Here is an 18,381-nt window from a genome sequence, read left to right on the forward strand (position 1 = left end):
CGGAGCCGCCGAGCCCGCCGGGGCCGCCCGGCCCTCCCGGGCACGGCGGCTCCGGAGGGGGCGGCGACGACGGCTTCTGGGGTGACGAGGGACGCGGCGGGCGCGGCGAGCGCGGCGGCGGCGGCCGCCGCCGCGAACGCAAGGCCGCGGACGAGGCGAAGAAGAAGACGGGCTGGCGGCGCTATGTCCCGAACTGGAAGATCACCGTCGCCGTCGTCAGCGTGATGATCCTCGGCCTGGCGACGCTCGTCATTGTCGCCTATGCCAACACCCCGATCCCGACGGAGAAGCAGCAGGACGCGCTCCGCCAGGAATCGGTGATCACCTACGCGGACGGAACGACGATGGCCCGCATCGGCACCCACCGCGAGGACATTCCGCTGGACAAGGTGCCGAAGTACGTCCAGAACGCCGTCCTCGCCGCCGAGGACCGCAACTTCTGGCACGAGCCCGGCATCTCACCGGTCGGCATCGCGGGCGCGCTGTACCGGGCGGGGACGGGCGGCGGCGCCGCCGGCGCCTCGACGATCACCCAGCAGCTGGCCCGCAACTACTTCGCGAACCTCAGCCGGGACCGCACGGCCAGCCGCAAACTCAAGGAAATCCTCATCTCCATCCGGATGGGCAAGGAGATGGACAAGGCGCGCGTGCTGGAGCTGTACCTGAACACGGTCCCGTTCGGGCGGCACGCCTACGGCATCCAGGCCGCGTCCCGCGCCTACTTCCACAAGCCCGTCACCGAGATCAACGAGTCGCAGGCGGCGATGCTCGCGGCCATGATCCAGCGGCCGGGCTACTTCGCCACCTACGGGCCCGACTCCAACCCCGCCAAGAAGGCGCTGATCAGCCGCTGGAACTACGTCCTCGACGGCATGGTCAGCGAGGGCTGGCTCGACTCGGGCAAGCGCGCCCAGGCGAAGTTCCCCCAGACACAGAAGAACTGGAGCGACGTCCCGGACGACCCGAACACCGGTTACCTCCAGGACCGCGTCATCAACGAGCTGAAGACGAAGCTCGGCATCGACGAGCAGATGCTGGAGACCGGCGGCCTGAAGATCACCACCACGTTCCGCAAGGACCTGCAGGACTACACCAACAAGGCCGTCTCGCAGATCCGCAAGCAGAACGGGCTGAAGAACGACATCCAGTTCGGTCTGGCGGCGATCGACCCGAAGACGGGCGGGGTGGTGGCCGCCTACGGCGGACCTGACTACCGCAAGCAGCAGTTCGACAACTCCTTCCAGGGCAAGGTGCAGCCGGGTTCGTCGTTCAAGCCGATCGTGCTCGCCACGGCGCTCGACCAGGGCATCAGCCTGCGGACGACGATGGACGGCAGCTACAAGCGCACGATCAACGGCGCGTCCTTCACCAACGACAGCCGCTCGGAGAACGGGGTCTACAACCTCAAGCAGATGACGGCGATGTCGATCAACACGGCGTACGTCGACCTGGGGCAGAAGGTCCAGCTGGCCAACGTCGTGGACATGGCCAAGAAGATGGGCATCCCGGCGGACACCCCGAACCTCTCGAACACCATCACGTCGCTGCCGCTGGGCGTCATCGACGCGAGCCCGGTCACGATGGCGTCGGTCTACTCGACGTTCGCGGCGGGGGGCAAGCACCGGCAGGCCCACGTGATCGCCAAGATCACCGACAACCGGGGCCGCTCCATCGTGAACAACGAGCAGAAGCCGTTGGAGAAGCTGCCCTGGCAGAAGCCCACGACGGCCTTCGACGAGGGTGTCGCGGCCGACGCTACGAACGCAATGCAGGCGGTCGTCACCAGCGGTACCGGTAAGCGCGCGAGCCTCGGCGCCCGCCCGGTCGCCGGCAAGACCGGTACCACCGACGAGAACAAGTCGGCCTGGTTCGTCGGCTACACGCCGGAACTCGCGACGTCGGCGGCGATGTGGCGCCAGGACAAGAACGGCAACCGCAAGTCGCTGATCGGCGTGGGAAGCTACAGCCAGGTCTACGGTGGTACGGTCCCGGCCGACCTGTTCAAGACCTTCATGCTGAAGGCCCTGGAGGGCAAGGACATCACGCCGTTCCCGCCGCCGGTCAACGGCGGCGAGGTCGCCCCGTGGGCGAAGGCGAAGCCGACTCCGACGGTGTCCTCGACCCCGACGCCGACCAACACGCCGACCTGCCAGCCAGGGCAGGGGCAGGGCCAGGGGCGCGGGCAGCGGCCGCCGGCCGGCTGCCAGTCGGAGTCGCCCAAGCCGACGGACACGCCGACCATCACCCCGCCGACGTCGGGCGACGTGCCGTGCAACCAGTACAACATGCCGCTCGGCTGCAACCCCGACCTGCCTCCGACCGGCGACAAGACCTGGTGGTGCGCGAAACCCGAGCACAAGAACGACCCGGCCTGCCGGAAGGACGAACCCGGCCCGAACTAGCGGCGCGTCCGCGACGCGACGGCCCGGAGCCCCACGGCTCCGGGCCGTTCCCGTTCTTGATCGCCCGCGTCCCCGGGCGAATAGGCTGCTGTCCATGTCGTCGTCCACGGAGAGGCTCACGATGTCCGCCGACAGCGACCGGGCGAACGCTCCCGGACGGCTGAAGCGGCTCGCGCCGGTGCTGACCGGGCTCACCGCTCTGACGTGCCTTCTCGGCTGGCTGCAGAAGCAGCCCTGCGCGTCGGTGCGGTTCGACTTCCTCAAGACGACGGCGAGCGCGTGCTACACCGACGTCTATCCGCTCTACTACGTGCGCGGACTCAGCGACGGGAAGCTCCCGTACTTCGACACGTTCACCGGTTCCGACATCCGGTACGTGGAGTACCCGGTGCTGAGCGGCGGCTTCATGCAGCTGGTCGCGTGGCTGGTGAAGCCGTTCGGGGTGGACGGGCGCGGCCTCGCGTTCTACAACGTCACCGTCCTGCTCCTCGCCGTCCTCGCGGTCGTCGCGGTCCTCGCCACCGCGTACGCGGCCGGGCGCCGTTCGCTGCGCACCGGGCTGATGATCGCGCTGTCCCCCGCGCTCCTCCTCACCGCCTACATCAACTGGGACCTCCTGGCGGTCGCGCTGTCGGCGCTGGCACTCGCCGCCTGGTCGGCGCGCCGTCCGGCCCTGGCGGGCGTTCTCCTCGGCCTGGCGATCGCGGCGAAGTTCTATCCGCTGCTGTTCCTCGGGCCGCTCGTCCTGCTGTGCGTCCGGGCGGGGCAGTGGCGCCCCATGGGCCGCATGCTCGCCGGCACCGCCGCCGGATGGCTGGCCGTGAACGGGCCCGTGATGCTCTTCGCGTGGGACGGGTGGAAGGAGTTCTACACCTTCAGCCAGAAGCGCGGCATCGACTGGGGCTCGATCTTCTTCGTGCTGCAGGACCACGGGCTGGAGAAGCCCGCCTCCGACACCGGCCTCCTCAACCTGTTCGGCACGGGAACGTTCCTCGTCCTCGCCGCCGGGATCGCCGTCCTCGCCCTGGCCGCCCCGCGCCGCCCGCGCCTGCCGCAGCTGATGTTCCTCGTCCTGGTCGCGTTCATGCTGCCGAACAAGGTCTGGTCGCCGCAGTACGTCCTGTGGCTGCTGCCGCTGGCGGTGCTGGCCCGGCCGAAGCTGCCGGCGTTCGTCGCCTGGCAGCTCGGCGAGATCGCCTACTTCTTCGGCATCTGGTGGTTCCTGCTGTCGGTGTCCGCCCAGACGCAGGGCGCCGACCTGGCCGGAACGCTGTCGGCGGTGCTGAGCCTGGACGCGCCGGACGGCGGGATCAGCAAGGACGTCTACACGCTGGCGCTGCTCGCCCGGTTCGTGACCGTCCTCCTCCTGGCGGTGCTGGTGGTGCGGGACGTGCTGGTCCCGTCCGCCGACATCGTCCGGTCGGACGGGGCCGACGACCCTGCGGGCGGCGTTCTCGACGGCGCCTCCGACGTGGTGGCGCTGGCACGCCGGCGCGGCGACCACCACGCCGGCGTGCCGCTGCCCTCCTGAGTCAGCCGCGGGAGCGCAGCGCGTCGATGAACCACTGGTAGAGCGGCGTCAGCGTCGGCGGGACGGGCCAGCCGTTGATGAGGGCGAGCAACTGCCAGTACCGCTCGGTGCGCGGGTCGTTGCCGATCTCCAGCCGTTGCAGCAGATCGCGCCTGAAAGCGGCGTCGTCGGCGGCGTCCCAAGCGTCGGCGTAGGCGCGGACCAGTTGGTCGACGACGGGGCGGGCCGCCTCCGAGCCGGGCTCGATCCCGTCCGCGATGGCCTGCTCCGCCTTCTCCCGGGTCAGGTCGGCGAGGCCGGCGAACTGGTCAGGGACGGTTCCCTGCGCGACCTCGGCCGCCTGGAACTCGGCCATCCGGCGCACCGAGGCCCGGAAGCGGGGGTCGCCGACCAGTTCGGCCAGCTCGACCCAGGCGTCGACCTGCTCGGGTGCGGGCTCGTCGGGCAGCTCCGGCAGCGCGGCGCGCATCTTCTCCGCGAAGCCGGGGTGCAGGTCGAGTCCGGCGAAGGACTCGTCGATGAAGTCGGTGATGATCCGGCGCCGCTCCTCGTCGGACAGCCGGGCGAGCTTGTGCATGAGTTCGATCTCCTCCGGGGTGGATCCGCGTCTGGCCACCGCCCGCAGCACGGCCCTGCGCAGCCTGAGCGTGCGTATCTGCACGTCCAGCGCGTCCGCGTGCGCCGCCGCGACCTGCCCGACGTCGACCTCCCGGTCCAGCAGCCGCCGGACGGTGGCGAGGTCGACGCCGAGGTCCCGCAGCGTCCGCACGAGGTCGAGGCGCGAGGCGGCGTCCGCGTCGTACAGCCGGTAACCGGCCTCGGTACGGCGGGTGGGCGGGACGACACCGGCGTCGGAGTAGAACCGGATCGTCCGCACCGGCAGCCCGGTGCGGCGCGCCAGCTCGCCGATCGTGTACGTGGTGTCGCCGTCCATGTCCCTCACCCTGCGGCCTCCACCCGCTGGAGACTCAACCCGGAATCGCACGCTCTCACATCGGGCAAGGAACGGGCCCGTCCGGGCGGTTTCGCCGGACGGGCCCGTGACGCCGCGGGACCGGCTCAGTCCTCGTGGGCCGGATCGGCCACGGCGGGGGTGGTGCCCTCGCGGCGGGCGCGGCGGACGTCCTGGACGAACTCGCGGGAGAACATCGCCGACAGGGTGGCGACGCCGCCGCGGTGGACGCGGATCTCCCCGTGCCGGACCTCGCCGGTGACGCGGATCGCGCGGCCGTCGCCGTTCTCGCCCGTCCAGTCCTTGACGCGGCCGCGGCCGGTGTAGCGCAGGTCCCAGTGGTCGATCCGGGCGTCCTGCGGGACGAGCAGCTTCACCATCGAGTGGTCGAGGTCGACCTCGATCTCGATGTCGCCGTCCGGGATCCGCGGCGAGCGCAGGTCCAGCACGACCATGCCGCGGCGGGCGCGGACCTCGAAGCGGCGGCCGGTCGTCCAGTGGCCGAGCTTCTTGACGTTCTCGTAGTGGGCCTGGACGCGGGTCGGCGTGGCGGCGGTGGTGGGCGTGGTGTCCATCTCTGTGTTCCTCTCGGAATCGGGCAACTACCTCGCTCCAAGAGTTGCTCGCTATCTGAGCATCTCTCTAATCGAGAGAATAGGAGTCGGACGGGCCCCTGTCAAGGGACGTGGATGCGCCACGGCCAGGCCTCGCCCGACCCCGCGGGAAGAAGGAAGGCAGGGGAAGGGATGCCCGGTATAGCCGGAATCTTCCGGTTATGACGGGTTCCGTGGTGAGTGTGGGGGAACGGAACGCGGCGGACGGGGCGGCTCGCCCCGGGCCCCGCGCATCGGCGGGGAGCGGCAACTGCCGGGAGATGACGTGAACGCGGACCGAGCACTGACCGAGCTGCTCGCCGGGCGGCTGAGACCGGGCGTCTACCAGTGGCGGACGCCTCCCGTGCCGGGCGCCGTCGGCGACACGAGCTGGCTGGAGCGCGCCGACGAGGCCGGCTGGCGCGGCTTCTACCTCGACGGGCGCCGCGCCAGGGACAGGGACGCGTTCCTGCGGTTGTGCGGCGACGTTTTCGAACTGCCCGAGGGCGCGGCCGCCGACTGGGGCGGTCTCCGCGAATGCCTCAAGGACCTGTCATGGACGCCCGCGAAGCACGGCTACCTGGTGCTCTACGAATCGTGGGCGGAACTGGCCGACGCCGACCCGGCCTCGCTGCGCGCCGTCCTCGACGTGTTCGGGCGCGCGGTGAAGACCTGGCGGGACACCCCCACCCCCATGACGGTGCTGATGTCGAGCGTCGGTGTGGAAGTGGCGGGCGTCCCCCGGCTCCCCTGAGGGGGCCGGATCAGTAGGTGCTGGTGGAGCCGGCGCTCGCCGCGAACATCGCGATCCCGAGGATGTAGAAGAGCAGGATGAGGAGCCAGCCCGCGGAGATCAGGTACCCGAGGATCAGACCGGTGACGGCCATGCCGTGGCCGCCCTCGCCCGTCCGCTTGATCTGGCCGAGCGAGACGTGCCCGAAGATCACCGCGAGGACGGACGTCACACCGCAGGCGAAGAAGCCGATCAGACCGCACACCAGCGACGCGGTCGCCATCCCGTTGGTCGGTGGGGCGACCGGCATCGACTGCCCGTAGTAGTGGTGCTGCACGGCCGGGGGCTGGGAGTAGGACTGGGCGTAGGGGTCCTGGGCTCCGTAGCCGTAGGGGTCGTAAGGGGGCTGTGCCATGTGCTTCCCGATCGATTCGCGCGCCCGCCGCCGGAGAGAGCACGTGCGCTGAGGGCTGGTTCCGGATTATGCCAGTGTGACGTGACCTTCGAAGTTTGTCGTCAGGCTGGGTCTACGCGCAGTTAGATGCCGCTCCCGCCACCGCGGTTCCCGGACACAGGCGACGATCCCGACTCTGCTTCGTCAGAGCTTGGAACGCAACCACGAGATGTCGTCGGCCTGGCCCTCCGCGGGCGTCTCCACCACGACCGGGGCGCCCGCCGCCCTCACCACGCCGAGGATGAGCTCCGGGTCGATGCTGCCGCTGCCCAGGTTGGCGTGCCGGTCGGCCCCCGACCCGAACGAGTCCCGGCTGTCGTTGCAGTGCACCAGGTCGATGCGGCCGGTTATGGCCTTGATCCGGTCGACGGCGTCGACGAGCTCCTCCCCCGCCGCGTGCGCGTGGCAGGTGTCGAGGCAGAAACCGAGCTTGGACTCCAGGCCCGGCACCCCGGAGAGGACCTCCCACAGCCGCGAGATCCGGTCGAACCTGCGCGCCATCGCGTTCCCGCCGCCCGCGGTGTTCTCGATGTAGACCGGGATCGGGCATTCGACCCGCTCGAACACCTTGCGCCAGTTCTCGAAGCCGGTCTCCGGGTCGTCGTCCTTCAGCACGTGCCCGCCGTGCACGATCAGCGCCTTCGCGCCGATCGACGCGGCCGCCTCCAGCTGCTGGGTGAGGTTCTTGCGGCTCGGGATCCGGATCCGGTTGTTGGACGTCGCCACATTGATCGTGTACGGGGCGTGCACGTACACGTCCACGCCGGAACCCGCCAGCGCCTCCACGCCCTCGGGCAGGACCGGCTTCTTCCACCCCTGCGGATCGCCGAGGAAGAACTGGACGACGTCGGCGCCGACCGCGCGGGCGTTGTCGAGCGGGTTGTTCTGGTCGACGTGGGCTCCGATGCGCATGCCAACGAGACTAGCCGCGCCCTGCGACAGGCCGCGAGGTCGAGCCGGCCCCGCCGTCAGATCGAGAAGCCTCCGTGGCTCAGCGCGAAGCCGGCACCGACGAAGGAGGTGACCATCCCGATCACGTTCAGCCACCGCTCGTTCGTCGTCGCGGAGACCATCTGGGAGTACAGGGCGACCGGAAGGCCGATCACGCCGAGCAGCGCCCCGCCGAAGTGGGCCGCGGGGATCCAGCCGAGGATCAGCGCCACGATCCCGATCGTCACCGCGGTTACCGCCAGCACGTCCTTCCGCCGATGGGGCTCGGCCTCGCTCTGGGCGCGGACGGCGCGCTTCGGAGCGCCGGCGCCGGTCGCCTGCTGGGACATCGGGATCCCTCCTCCAGCTCAGACTCCCGCGCCAGTGGCCGCACGGTGAGCGCGGGACCGAACGGACCATGCGGGTAAAGCAATTCCCAGCCAGGCCGGGGATCAACCGGTGGGAGGCGCGGAATGTCGGCGGCACCCGGTACGGTCGAACACGGATTCGAGAACACCGGCTCGGGTCCGTCCCCCGAGGGGAAGCGGGGGAAGAGCAGGAGGTGCACACCGTGAAACAAGCGGAGCTGGGGCTCATCGGTGACGCGGAGCTCGTCGAGGAGCTGTCGATGCTGACCACGCAGGCCGCCCGCATGCGCGCCCGCATGGCGGACATCATGGCCGAACTGGAGCGCCGCCGCTGTACCCGCCCCACCCAGTCCCAGGCAAGGCGCTAGGCCCGCCCATGCCGCACGCCCAGCCCGCCCCTGCGCTCCGCTCCGGAAACCGGCGTCCCTCCTGTCGGGGCGACCCCCGAACCCCGTGATGAGCGGCTCGTGCCGGTTCCTGTGGGGCGCCCCCCACACCCCTGAGACGAACTGCACACGCCGGTTCCCTCCGTTCAGCCGGCGCTCCGCTCCGGGAACCGGCGTGTGCGCCTCCCAGTGTTGGTAGCCTGTATCGGTCTCGCGGCAGGTCCGCCCGGCGATCCGGGTCCGGCGCCGCCGCGACGGACGCAAGAGCCCTCCTGTCACGGAGAGACCGTGACCGCACCAGTCCAGAGGAGGTAGGGACACAGCATGCGTCGTTACGAACTCATGACCATTCTCGACCCCGCCATCGACGAGCGCACCGCGGGCGCGGCGCTCGACCCGTTCCTGAAGGTCGTCAAGGACGACGGCGGCAGCGTGGAGAAGGTCGACGTCTGGGGCCGCCGGCGCCTGGCGTACGACATCCAGAAGAAGTCCGAAGGCATCTACGCGGTGGTCGACCTGTCGGCTGAGCCTGCCACGGTCAAGGAGCTCGACCGGCAGCTCAACCTGAGCGAGTCGATCCTCCGTACCAAGGTCATCCGCCCCGAGGTCCACTGAGCCAGGCTCAGCCCTCACAGCAGCCGGAGCGAGCCCCATGGCAGGCGACACCGTAATCACGATCGTCGGGAACCTCGTCGAGGACCCGAATCTGCGCTTCACCCCGAGCGGCCAGGCGGTCGCCTCCTTCCGCCTCGCCTCGACCCCGCGGTTCTTCGACCGCCAGGCGGGCGACTGGAAGGACGGCGAGGCGCTCTTCCTGACCTGCAACGTCTGGCGGCAGGCCGCCGAGAACGTGGCCGAGACCCTGCAGCGCGGCATGCGGGTGATCGTGCAGGGACGCCTCAAGCAGCGCTCCTACGAGACCCGCGAGGGTGAGAAGCGCACCGTCTTCGAGGTCGAGGTCGACGAGGTCGGCCCGTCGCTGCGCAACGCCACCGCCAAGGTCAACAAGACCCAGCGGCAGGGCGGCGGCGGTGGCGGCGGCTTCGGCGGCGGTGGCGGCCAGGGCGGGGGCGGCGGCTTCGGCGGCGGCGGTCAGGGCGGCGGCGGTTTCGGCGGCGGCGGCCAGCAGGGCGGCGGCTTCGGCGGCGGCCAGCAGGGCGGCGCCCCGGCCGACGACCCCTGGGCCACCGGCGGCGGTGGCGGCGGCGGGTTCTCCGACGACCCGCCCTTCTAGGCCCGCCGCTCCGGCGCGACAAAGAGACAACGAGTACACGTCCATTCCCGCGTGAGCGGGGCTCTCCCAAAGGAGCACCACGATGGCGAAGCCACCTCCCCGCAAGCCGAAGAAGAAGGTTTGCGTTTTCTGTCAGGAGAAGATCTCCTACGTCGACTACAAGGACACGGGCCTGCTGCGGAAGTTCATCTCCGACCGCGGCAAGATCCGTGCCCGGCGGGTGACCGGCAACTGCACCCAGCACCAGCGGGACGTCGCCACGGCGATCAAGAACGCCCGCGAGATGGCGCTGCTGCCGTACACCAGCACCGCGCGCTGAGGCAGGGGGTAAAGAACATGAAGCTCATCCTGACCCAGCAGGTCTCCGGGCTCGGCGAGCCCGGTGACGTCATCGACGTCCGCGACGGCTACGGCCGCAACTACCTCGTCCCCCGCGGGTTCGCGATCAGGTGGACCCGGGGAGCCGAGAAGCAGGTCGACTCGATCAAGAAGGCGCGTTCGGCCCGCGAGATCGCGACCGTCGAGCACGCCCGCGAGGTCGCCGACCGGCTCGGCGGGCTGCGCGTGACGCTGCGCACCCGCACCGGCAGCAACGGCCGCCTGTTCGGCGCCGTCACGGCCGCCGACATCGCCGAGGCGGTCCGTGCCGCCGACGGCCCCGACCTGGACCGCCGCCGCATCGAGATCGGGAACCCGATCAAGACCGTCGGCACCCACCGGGTCAGCGTGCGCCTGCACAGCGACGTCAACGCCACGATCGACGTCAACGTCGTCGAGGCCTGACGCACGACCGTTCGACGACCCCCGGACCCGCCCAGGGCCGGGGGTCGTCGGCGTTCGCGCGCAAACCGAAACTCGTTTTCGGCCTGGTCACAAGGGCCGGGGATGCGGGGTCTGCCGACGTTTGCCAGGCCGTGGATGTTGGATTTCCCGTGAAACGCCCGTGAATCGCCGTGTGTTTGAGTGATCAGCTTTGCGGCGATTACGTTCCGTGATCATAGTGTCGCGGGACGAAGGGGGGCGGTGGTGACCGCGCATTCGGGGGAGGGCGCGCACGACCGGCGGAGCGCGGGCAGGGCAGTGACACGCAGGGCGGTCATCGGCGGCGTCATGGGCGCCGGGCTGCTGGAGATGCTGCCCCTGGGGGCGTCCCGCCAGAATGAGGCCATGGCGGCAGATCTTGCGGCGGGGCCGGGCCGGGGGGCCGGCGACCGCGTGCTGTTCACGGCGGACGCCCCGCAGGTGTACACGCGGGCGCAGTGGAACGCCAGGGCGCCGAGGCGCGCGGCGGAGGTGGTCGACCGGCCGCCGGACCACATCATCGTGCACCACACGGCGACGGCGAACGCGCGGGACCGCTCGCTCGCGCACGCGCTCGCGCTGTCGCGGTCCATCCAGAACATCCACATGAACAGGAACGGCTGGGACGACACGGGCCAGCAGCTCACGATCAGCCGCGGCGGCATCGTGATGGAGGGCCGCAACCGGAGCCTCAGGGCCATCCGGTCCGGGGGCCTCGCCATCGGCGCGCAGGTCCTGCACCACAACGAGCACACCATCGGCATCGAGAACGAGGGCACCTACATGTCCGCGGCGGTGCCGGGCGCCCTGTGGAAATCGCTGACGGAGGTGTGCGTCTGGCTCTGCCAGAAGTACGGGCTCGATCCGTCCGAGGCCATCGTGGGGCATCGCGACTACAACAACACCTCGTGCCCCGGGGACGTCCTCTACGCGCGGCTGCCCGAGTTGCGGCGCTCGGTGGCCGAACGTCTGGAGGGCGCGCCGAGCCAGAGTTCCACGAGCCAGGGCGATTCCGACGGCGGGTCGATCCTGTCGCCGCTGCTGCCGTCTCTCGACGACCTGGGCTGATTCGCTACGTCTCGGGCGTCGTGTAGCGGGTGCGGCGCCGGGCGATCTCGGGATCGATGCCCTCGACGAGCGACCAGATGCCCGCCACCCGTTCGACCAGGGTCTCGGGGGGCAGGCCGGCGAGGCCCTCCGCCGCCAGGTCGTCGATCGCCTGAGTCAGCCGGGCCATCCGCTCGCCATGTGTGGAACACATGTTCGAATAGTAGCGGGAGTGACTGGCGGTGCGGCGGCAAACCGAGAATCGGGCCGGCCGGGCGCGTCCGCATCCGTGGGCCGCAGTAGGGGCTGACCTGCCTGTCGGACCCTGAACCCTCACATCCGATCGGGGTTCATAAAGGGCCGGGCGTATGTCCACACCTCGATGTGGAGGCTTACACTGTGGTGTATGACTCAAGATACATCCTTCTGGGGGAGGCTCGGGAAGGCCGAGCGGGCGGCGCTGCTGGAGTACACGACCCGCGACGTCCTCCCGCCCGGTGACAGGCTGATCCGCCAGCGGGGGCGGTCCCGCTCGGTGATGATCATCTTGCGCGGGTGGGCGGCCGTCGTCTCCGAGCCCGACCCCAGGCCGGGAGACCCCTCCGCTCCCGGAGCCAACGGCAGGCTGCTGGCCTTCCGCGGGGAGGGCGACATCGTCGGGGACATGGCGGGCCTGCTCAACAAGCCGCGCTCGGCGTCCCTGCGCGCCCTGGACGAGGTCGAGGTGCTGGAGCTGGAGGACACCCAGTTCAAGGACTTCCTCTGGAACCACAAGGAGGCGTGGTGGACCTACACGGAGATCCTCGCGGAGCGGGTCGACGAGCAGACCGCCAACATCCACTTCCAGAAGCACAAGACCTCCATGCAGATCCCGGAGATCCTGGTGAGCCTCGTCGACAAGGTCGGCCGGAGCAACCGGGACGGCATCTGGCTCCCCTATCCGCGCACCCAGACCGAGCTGGGCAGCCTCATCGGCATCTCCCGCGAGTCGGTGTCCACCACATGGTCCAGGCTCCGTGACGACGGCCTGGTGGCGACCCGCAACGGCAGGATGCTCATCCTCGACCTCGAAGGCCTCCGCAAGATCTACTCCGCAGATTCCTAAGTACGATCCCACTTGTAGGTGTGGAAGGCTTCACAAATGGATGAGGATGCTTTACCTTCAGGGTGTGGCGACCCGGAAGGAAGGTAGGCACCATGTCGCTGGACGTCGTTGGAGCGGTGTGCATCGCCATCGGTCTCGTGGGGGGAGGTCTGCAGATCGGGGGACTTCTGAACGTCCCCACCCTGTCGAAGGTCAAGGTCATCGCCCTGGTGATCATCGGGGTCGTGTTCATCGCGACGAGCGTGGCCCAGCACCTGATCGCTCCCGCTGAGAGCAAGAGAGCGTCCCAGGTTCAGGCGGAGTAGGAGGAGACGTGAGCACCAGGCCCGGAGAGGCTGATCTCGAAGCGTCGGAGTTCGAAGCGGCGTTCCTGCTGGTGGACATCCGAGGCTTCAGCCGGATCGTGTACGAACTGGGTCCGCACAACCCCAGGCGCGCCGGAGTCCTGGCCCGGAGCTTCTGGTCGAAGGTGGAGCCGATCGCCAAGTCCCTCGGTGGTGACATCTACGCCTGGCAGGGCGACTGCCTCCTGGTCGCCTACCGGGGGACTCCCCGCGAACGGGCTCTCCGCGCGCTCAAGACCGCCCAGGAGGCACACGCGGTGGCATGGCAGGACCTGGTGCCCCAGTGCTGGGAACTCCTCAGGGAAGCCGCGCACGAAGTCCAGTACGCCGGCACGGGACAGGCGCCCAGCCGGGCTACGGGGTTCGCCGTGTCCAGCGCCATCTCCGACGGTTCCGTGATCGCCGTCCCCCGGTCGGACGGGAAGCGGTACACCGAGGAGCTGACCGGCGACACCGTCAACCTGGTCTTCTCCATCACCAAGGCGGTCGCGCCCTGGCACATCGGCGTGACGAAGCCGGTGTACGAGCGGCTGAAGGGGGACGAGTTCACCAAGGCCCTGGTGGACCAGTGGGAGGAGCACTCTCTCGACCTGTGCGGTGCCCCGAGGGACATCGCGTCGGTCAAGCTGCCGAAGCTCGACAGTCCCGTGCCGGACATCAAGGCCTCGACAGCCTCCGCCTCCCCGCCGACCGTCTCCTCGGTGCCTGCCTGATCTTCATGAGGGCGCCTCGTCCGGGTCAGCGGGCGGCGCCGGTGACCATCCAGCGGTCGCCGCGGGCCCGCAGGCTCAGCGTGATCATCCGGGTCAGCATCCACAGGCCGATCGCGGTCCAGAGGCCGACCAGGCCCGCGTCCGCCCGGTGCGCGACGAGGGCGGCGGGCAGGAAGACCGCCGTGGCGACGAGCGTCGTCACGGCGAGGTAGGCGCCGTCGCCCGCCCCGATCAGGATGCCGTCCAGGACGAACACCACCCCGGCGACCGGCTGCAGCACCGCCACGAGGAGCAGTGAGGCGAGCAGGAGGTCCCGGACGTCGCCGTCGGAGGTGAACAGGGCGGGCAGCCACTGCCGGACCACGAGGAGGGCCAGGCCGAACACGACGCCGCAGCCGGTGCCCCACCCCACCATCCGCCGCATGACGGCCCGCGTGGCGGCGGTGTCGGACGCGCCCAGATAGCGCCCGGTGATGGCCTGACCGGCGATCGCGATGGCGTCCAGCGCGAACGCCAGCAGCGTCCACACCTGGAACCCGACCTGGTACGCGGCGATCTCGGGGTCGCCCATGCGCGCCGCGATCGACGTCCCGACGATGAGGACGACGCGTAGCGCCGCCGTCCGAACCAGCAACCCGAAACCGGTCGTGGCGGACGTCCGCAACCCGGCCCAGTCAGGACGGAACGAGGCGCCGTGACGCCGGGCCGCCCGCAGCACCACGGCCACGTAGACGACGGCACTGCCGGTCTGCGCGAGGACGGTGCCCCACGCGGATCCGGCGATCCCCCACCCCAGCACGATGACGAACACCACGTTGAGCAGCAGGTTCAGCGAGAAACCGCCGATCGACACGAGGAGGGGCGTGCGCGTGTCCTGGAGGCCGCGCAGCACACCGGTCCCGGCCAGCACGACCAGCATCGACGGGATCCCGAACAGGCTCACCCGCAGGTACGTCTCGGCATAGGGCGCCACGCCCGGGGACGCTCCGAACGCGTCCACGATCCAGGGGATCAGCGGCCAGCCCGCCACGATCAGCACGGCCCCGATCGCGATCGCGAGCCACATGCCGTCGATGCCCTGCCTGATCGCTCCCGGCAGGTCCCCCGCGCCGACCTGGCGGGCCACCCCGGCGGTCGTCCCGTAGGCGAGGAAGACGCAGAGGTAGACGAGCGTGTTGAGGGCCTGCCCGGCGACCCCGAGCCCGCCCAGCTGCGCGGTGCCGAGATGCCCGACGATGGCCGAGTCCGACAGCAGGAAGAGGGGCTCGGCGACGAGCGCGCCGAAGGCCGGCACGGCGAGGCGCAGGATCTCGCGGTCGTGCGCGGTCGCGAGCTGCCGGGGGGTCGTCATCGCGCCGAGGCTACCAGCGTGTAACTCTCAAATGAAATAGAAGCCTTACAACGTGCCCGGCGCGACACTTTCTTTCCCGCACACCCGGTGGACGAGGTTATCCCAGCTCAGCACCCAGGTCCGGGTGTCGTCCCCGGAGAATCCACAGAGTTGTCCACAGGTCGTGCACAACCTGGCCCGCGTGTCTGCACAGGTCGTCCACAGGCTTGTCCACAGGACGCTTTGCCCGCGAGGGCGCGCCCTCGCGAGAATGTCCGACGCGACAGATAGACGTGGGTGAACGGTCGGCGATGGGCGGACGGGGCCGCCGGCGGGCCAGGACGAAGGGGGTGTGGCGGTGAGCGTTGCGGATATCGGGCCGCAGGAGCATGAGTTCGAGCGCACCCCCCCGCACGACATCTCGGCCGAGCAGGGCGTGCTCGGCGGCATGCTGCTCTCCCAGGACGCCATCGCCGAGGTCGTGGAGATGCTGCGCACCCCCGACTTCTACCGTCCCGCCCACCAGATCATCTACGACGTCATCCTCGACCTCTACGGCCGGGGCGACCCCGCCGACGCCGTCACCGTCGCCGGCGAGCTCACCAAGAACGGCGAGATCGGCCGCATCGGCGGCGCCCCCTACCTGCACACCCTGATCTCCCTGGTCCCCACCGCGGCCAACGCCGGGTACTACGCCAAGATCGTCCACGAGCGCGCGATCCTGCGCCGCCTGGTCGAGACCGGCACCCGCATCGTGCAGATGGGCTACGCCGCCGACGGCGCCGACGCCGACGAGATCCTCGACCGCGCCCAGGCCGAGGTCTTCGCCATCGCCGAGAAGCGCGCCGGCGAGGACTACGTCGCGCTGAGCGAGATCATGCCCGGCGCCCTGGACGAGATCGAGGCGATCGGCAGCCGCGGCGGCCAGATGGTCGGCTGCCCCACCGGCTTCGCCGACCTGGACGCCCTCACCAACGGCCTGCATCCCGGCCAGATGATCGTCGTCGCCGCGAGGCCCGCCATGGGCAAGGCGCTGCACGTCGCCACGCCGCTCCCGACCCCGGCCGGCTGGACGACGATGGGCGAGGTCAGGCCAGGCGACCACCTGATCGGAGCCGACGGGAGGCCGACCCGCGTGGTCGCGGCGACCGAGGTGATGCACGGCCGCCCCTGCTACGAGATCGAGTTCTCCGACGGCGAGGTCATCGTCGCCGACGCCCAGCACCAGTGGCGCACCACCGATGGCGACGCCTCCCCAGACGCCTCCTCCCTTCCTGGCCGGCGCCCGATTGCGGGTGAGGCTCGGCGCTCCGTTCCCACCGTCGCCGAATCCGCCTGCCGCGGCCCTCTCGCAGGTCAGGTGAACGCCCGCGTCCGCGCGGCCGCGGGCACGGGCGGAGGGCCGCGCGCGCACCGCCTGACCGCCGAGGCGTGCCCCGCCACGGCGCAGCAGCCCCGCTCCCCCCACGCTGAGCTCGTCCAGGCCGCCCACCGCCGATCCTCGGCGACCGGCGTCGGCGGCGGAACGCCCTCGGGCTCGCCGTCCCAGGGCGACGGCGCTACGGAAGGCCGCGCCACCACCTCGCCGCACGTGACCGAGACCGTCCGGATCGAGACGACCGAGCAGATCTTCGCGGCCCTGAACGGAGGCGCTCGCCGCGCGGTGGAGTTCGCCGCCGCGTTCGACCTCCCCGAGGCCGACCTGCCGCTCGACCCCTACGTCCTCGGCGCGTGGCTCGGCGCCGGCGACGATGACGAGGCCCGCGTCACCTGCCTCGACGGCGCGGTCATCACCCAGATCGAGGCCACCGGCCAGGAGGTCGCCGCAGAGGCCGTCTTCGGGTGCCATCTCCTGCCCGGCGTCCGCGAGCGGCTCGCTTCGCTCGGCCTGCTCGGCGGCAAGCACATCCCCGCCCGGTATCTGCGGGCCTCCGCCGATCAGCGGCGGGCACTCCTGGCCGGGCTGCTCGACGTCTGCGGGCACATCTCCCTCGACGGCCGCGTCGACGTCGCCGTCCCGTCCGCGCGCCTCGCGGGCGACATACGCGAGCTCCTCCTCAGCCTCGGCCACGATGCCGCCCTGACCGCCGACCCCGCCGGAGAATATCTCTGGCAGATGGGGCTCGTCCCTGCCGAGACGGTTTTCCGGCTGCCGCGCAAAGCGTCCCGGCAGCGTGCGGACGTCCACACACCCGTGCGGCACATCGTGGACGTCCGGCCCGTCGAGAGCGTGCCCGTGCGGTGCGTCCAGGTCGACAACGACGACCACCTGTACCTGGCGGGGCGTTCCTGCGTTCCGACGCACAACTCGACGCTCGCCCTCGACTTCGCCCGCGCCGCGTCCATCAAGCACGGGCTGACCTCGGCGTTCTTCAGCCTGGAGATGGGCCGTAACGAGATCACGATGCGGCTGCTGTCCGCGGAGGCGCGGGTGGCGCTGCACGCGATGCGGTCCGGCACCATGCAGGACGAGGACTGGACGCGCCTCGCCCGGCGCATGAGCGAGGTCGCCGAGGCGCCGCTGTTCATCGACGACTCCCCGAACATGTCGATGATGGAGATCCGCGCGAAGTGCCGCCGCCTGAAGCAGCAGCACGACCTGCGCCTCGTGATCATCGACTACCTGCAGCTGATGACGTCCGGCAAGCGCGTCGAGAGCCGCCAGGTCGAGGTCTCGGAGTTCTCCCGCTCGCTGAAGCTCCTCGCCAAGGAACTGGGCGTCCCGGTCATCGCGCTCTCCCAGCTCAACCGAGGCCCCGAGCAGCGAACCGACAAGAAGCCCATGGTGTCCGACCTTCGCGAATCGGGCTCCATCGAGCAGGACGCGGACATGGTGATCCTGCTGCACCGGGAGGACGCCTACGAGAAGGAGTCGCCGCGCGCCGGCGAGGCCGACCTGATCGTCGCCAAGCACCGCAACGGCCCGACCGCCACCGTGACGGTCGCCTTCCAGGGCCACTACAGCCGCTTCGTCGACATGGCCCAGTAACACGCTCCTGTAGCGCGAGGCCGCCTCGCAGGGCCCAGTGCCTGCGGCGTTGGCGGCGTGGGTGTCCGAGGTGCTCGCTACGGTCCCCACATGATCACGCGTCCTACCGAGAGCTGGCGGCGGCTCGGCACCGTGCCCGGCTCGTTCCTGGAGCGGGTCGACCAGGCGCTGCTCGCCTTCGAGGCCGAGCTGGCCGCCCTGGGCGTCGCCTCTGACCAGGCCGTGATGGCGGCTGTCGAACATGTGGTCGTCGCGCTGAACCGGATCGACGGCACCGATGGCCACGACTTCGACACGGTCGACCGGGAGGAGCTCTGCGAATACATCGACGGCGCACTCGCTCACACCGGAATCGACGTCGAGGCGCTGGCACGCCGGCGGGGCATCGACCCGGCCGAGCTCACGGACGAGTGGCGGGACTGGTGAGACACGCCCGATTGCCTGGCCAGGGAGGCCGCCCCTTCCATGG

21 protein-coding genes are annotated in these 18,381 nt (G+C 70.4%); 14 read left to right on the top strand and 7 right to left on the bottom strand.

Annotation, left to right across the window (positions count from 1 at the left end; translation table 11 throughout):
• Both AB0K37_RS02905 and AB0K37_RS02910 read left to right on the top strand, forming a co-directional pair.
• On the top strand, positions 1-2,402 hold a 2,402-nt coding region (locus tag AB0K37_RS02905; protein WP_363973842.1), incomplete at its 5' end, for a transglycosylase domain-containing protein.
• 94 nt (positions 2,403-2,496) lie between these two features.
• The gene (locus tag AB0K37_RS02910) at positions 2,497-3,933 is read left to right on the top strand and encodes a glycosyltransferase 87 family protein (RefSeq protein ID WP_363973844.1); all 1,437 of its coding nucleotides are present in this window, start codon (positions 2,497-2,499) and stop codon (positions 3,931-3,933) included.
• A gap of 1 nt (position 3,934) precedes the next feature.
• Here AB0K37_RS02910 and AB0K37_RS02915 read toward each other — a convergent pair whose 3' ends face one another.
• Both AB0K37_RS02915 and AB0K37_RS02920 read right to left on the bottom strand, forming a co-directional pair.
• Complete coding sequence (locus AB0K37_RS02915) at positions 3,935-4,867, bottom strand: MerR family transcriptional regulator (protein WP_363973847.1); 933 nt, start codon at positions 4,865-4,867, stop codon at positions 3,935-3,937.
• Positions 4,868-4,992: 125 nt separating this feature from the next.
• A complete protein-coding gene (locus AB0K37_RS02920) occupies positions 4,993-5,460 on the bottom strand; it encodes a hypothetical protein (RefSeq protein WP_363973850.1) in 468 nt (155 codons plus the stop codon).
• Between the two features lie 304 nt (positions 5,461-5,764).
• Between AB0K37_RS02920 and AB0K37_RS02925 the strand changes: the two genes are divergently transcribed.
• A complete protein-coding gene (locus AB0K37_RS02925) occupies positions 5,765-6,232 on the top strand; it encodes a barstar family protein (protein ID WP_363973853.1) in 468 nt (155 codons plus the stop codon).
• 10 nt (positions 6,233-6,242) lie between these two features.
• Here AB0K37_RS02925 and AB0K37_RS02930 read toward each other — a convergent pair whose 3' ends face one another.
• The 3 genes from AB0K37_RS02930 to AB0K37_RS02940 form a co-directional block, all read right to left on the bottom strand.
• Entirely contained in the window at positions 6,243-6,626 is a 384-nt protein-coding gene (locus AB0K37_RS02930) for a DUF4190 domain-containing protein (RefSeq protein ID WP_345178694.1), read from the bottom strand.
• Positions 6,627-6,809: 183 nt separating this feature from the next.
• Positions 6,810-7,577, bottom strand: a complete 768-nt coding sequence (locus AB0K37_RS02935; protein WP_363973856.1) for a deoxyribonuclease IV — start codon at positions 7,575-7,577, stop codon at positions 6,810-6,812.
• A 56-nt stretch (positions 7,578-7,633) separates the two neighbouring features.
• Complete coding sequence (locus AB0K37_RS02940; protein ID WP_363973859.1) at positions 7,634-7,945, bottom strand: hypothetical protein; 312 nt, start codon at positions 7,943-7,945, stop codon at positions 7,634-7,636.
• Between the two features lie 221 nt (positions 7,946-8,166).
• Here AB0K37_RS02940 and AB0K37_RS02945 point away from each other — a divergent pair, with 221 nt between their 5' ends.
• The 6 genes from AB0K37_RS02945 (at position 8,167) to AB0K37_RS02970 (ending at position 11,452) form a co-directional block, all read left to right on the top strand.
• A complete protein-coding gene (locus tag AB0K37_RS02945; protein WP_363973862.1) occupies positions 8,167-8,331 on the top strand; it encodes a hypothetical protein in 165 nt (54 codons plus the stop codon).
• Between the two features lie 342 nt (positions 8,332-8,673).
• Entirely contained in the window at positions 8,674-8,964 is a 291-nt protein-coding gene (rpsF, locus tag AB0K37_RS02950) for a 30S ribosomal protein S6 (RefSeq protein WP_345178700.1), read from the top strand.
• 37 nt (positions 8,965-9,001) lie between these two features.
• Positions 9,002-9,583: a single-stranded DNA-binding protein gene (locus tag AB0K37_RS02955; protein ID WP_363973865.1), complete on the top strand. Its 582-nt coding sequence runs from the start codon at positions 9,002-9,004 to the stop codon at positions 9,581-9,583.
• A gap of 82 nt (positions 9,584-9,665) precedes the next feature.
• Positions 9,666-9,902, top strand: a complete 237-nt coding sequence (gene rpsR / locus AB0K37_RS02960; RefSeq protein WP_019631633.1) for a 30S ribosomal protein S18 — start codon at positions 9,666-9,668, stop codon at positions 9,900-9,902.
• A gap of 17 nt (positions 9,903-9,919) precedes the next feature.
• A complete protein-coding gene (gene rplI, locus AB0K37_RS02965) occupies positions 9,920-10,366 on the top strand; it encodes a 50S ribosomal protein L9 (RefSeq protein ID WP_363973868.1) in 447 nt (148 codons plus the stop codon).
• Between the two features lie 243 nt (positions 10,367-10,609).
• Entirely contained in the window at positions 10,610-11,452 is an 843-nt protein-coding gene (locus tag AB0K37_RS02970; RefSeq protein WP_363973871.1) for a peptidoglycan recognition family protein, read from the top strand.
• Positions 11,453-11,456: 4 nt separating this feature from the next.
• Here AB0K37_RS02970 and AB0K37_RS02975 read toward each other — a convergent pair whose 3' ends face one another.
• Entirely contained in the window at positions 11,457-11,645 is a 189-nt protein-coding gene (locus AB0K37_RS02975) for a hypothetical protein (protein ID WP_052357975.1), read from the bottom strand.
• A gap of 192 nt (positions 11,646-11,837) precedes the next feature.
• On the opposite strand from AB0K37_RS02975, the gene AB0K37_RS02980 reads away from it, so the two are divergent.
• The 3 genes from AB0K37_RS02980 to AB0K37_RS02990 all read left to right on the top strand — a co-directional run bounded on the left by AB0K37_RS02980 (position 11,838) and on the right by AB0K37_RS02990 (position 13,593).
• Positions 11,838-12,536, top strand: coding sequence for a Crp/Fnr family transcriptional regulator (locus AB0K37_RS02980; protein WP_363973874.1), 699 nt, complete (start codon positions 11,838-11,840; stop codon positions 12,534-12,536).
• Between the two features lie 92 nt (positions 12,537-12,628).
• On the top strand, positions 12,629-12,841 hold the full coding sequence (locus AB0K37_RS02985; RefSeq protein WP_363973877.1) for a hypothetical protein: 213 nt from the start codon (positions 12,629-12,631) through the stop codon (positions 12,839-12,841).
• Positions 12,842-12,849: 8 nt separating this feature from the next.
• The gene (locus AB0K37_RS02990; RefSeq protein ID WP_363973880.1) at positions 12,850-13,593 is read left to right on the top strand and encodes a hypothetical protein; all 744 of its coding nucleotides are present in this window, start codon (positions 12,850-12,852) and stop codon (positions 13,591-13,593) included.
• A 25-nt stretch (positions 13,594-13,618) separates the two neighbouring features.
• On the opposite strand, the gene AB0K37_RS02995 is transcribed toward AB0K37_RS02990, so the two are convergent.
• A complete protein-coding gene (locus AB0K37_RS02995) occupies positions 13,619-14,944 on the bottom strand; it encodes an MATE family efflux transporter (RefSeq protein ID WP_363973883.1) in 1,326 nt (441 codons plus the stop codon).
• 337 nt (positions 14,945-15,281) lie between these two features.
• On the opposite strand from AB0K37_RS02995, the gene dnaB reads away from it, so the two are divergent.
• Both dnaB and AB0K37_RS03005 read left to right on the top strand, forming a co-directional pair.
• Positions 15,282-17,912: a replicative DNA helicase gene (gene dnaB / locus AB0K37_RS03000; RefSeq protein WP_363973886.1), complete on the top strand. Its 2,631-nt coding sequence runs from the start codon at positions 15,282-15,284 to the stop codon at positions 17,910-17,912.
• Positions 17,913-18,002: 90 nt separating this feature from the next.
• The gene (locus tag AB0K37_RS03005; RefSeq protein ID WP_363973889.1) at positions 18,003-18,338 is read left to right on the top strand and encodes a hypothetical protein; all 336 of its coding nucleotides are present in this window, start codon (positions 18,003-18,005) and stop codon (positions 18,336-18,338) included.
• Positions 18,339-18,381 lie beyond the last annotated feature (43 nt).

Origin of the sequence: Actinomadura sp. NPDC049753 (genome assembly GCF_040674655.1) — a bacterium.
GTDB classification, from domain to species: Bacteria; Actinomycetota; Actinomycetes; order Streptosporangiales; family Streptosporangiaceae; genus Spirillospora; species Spirillospora verrucosospora.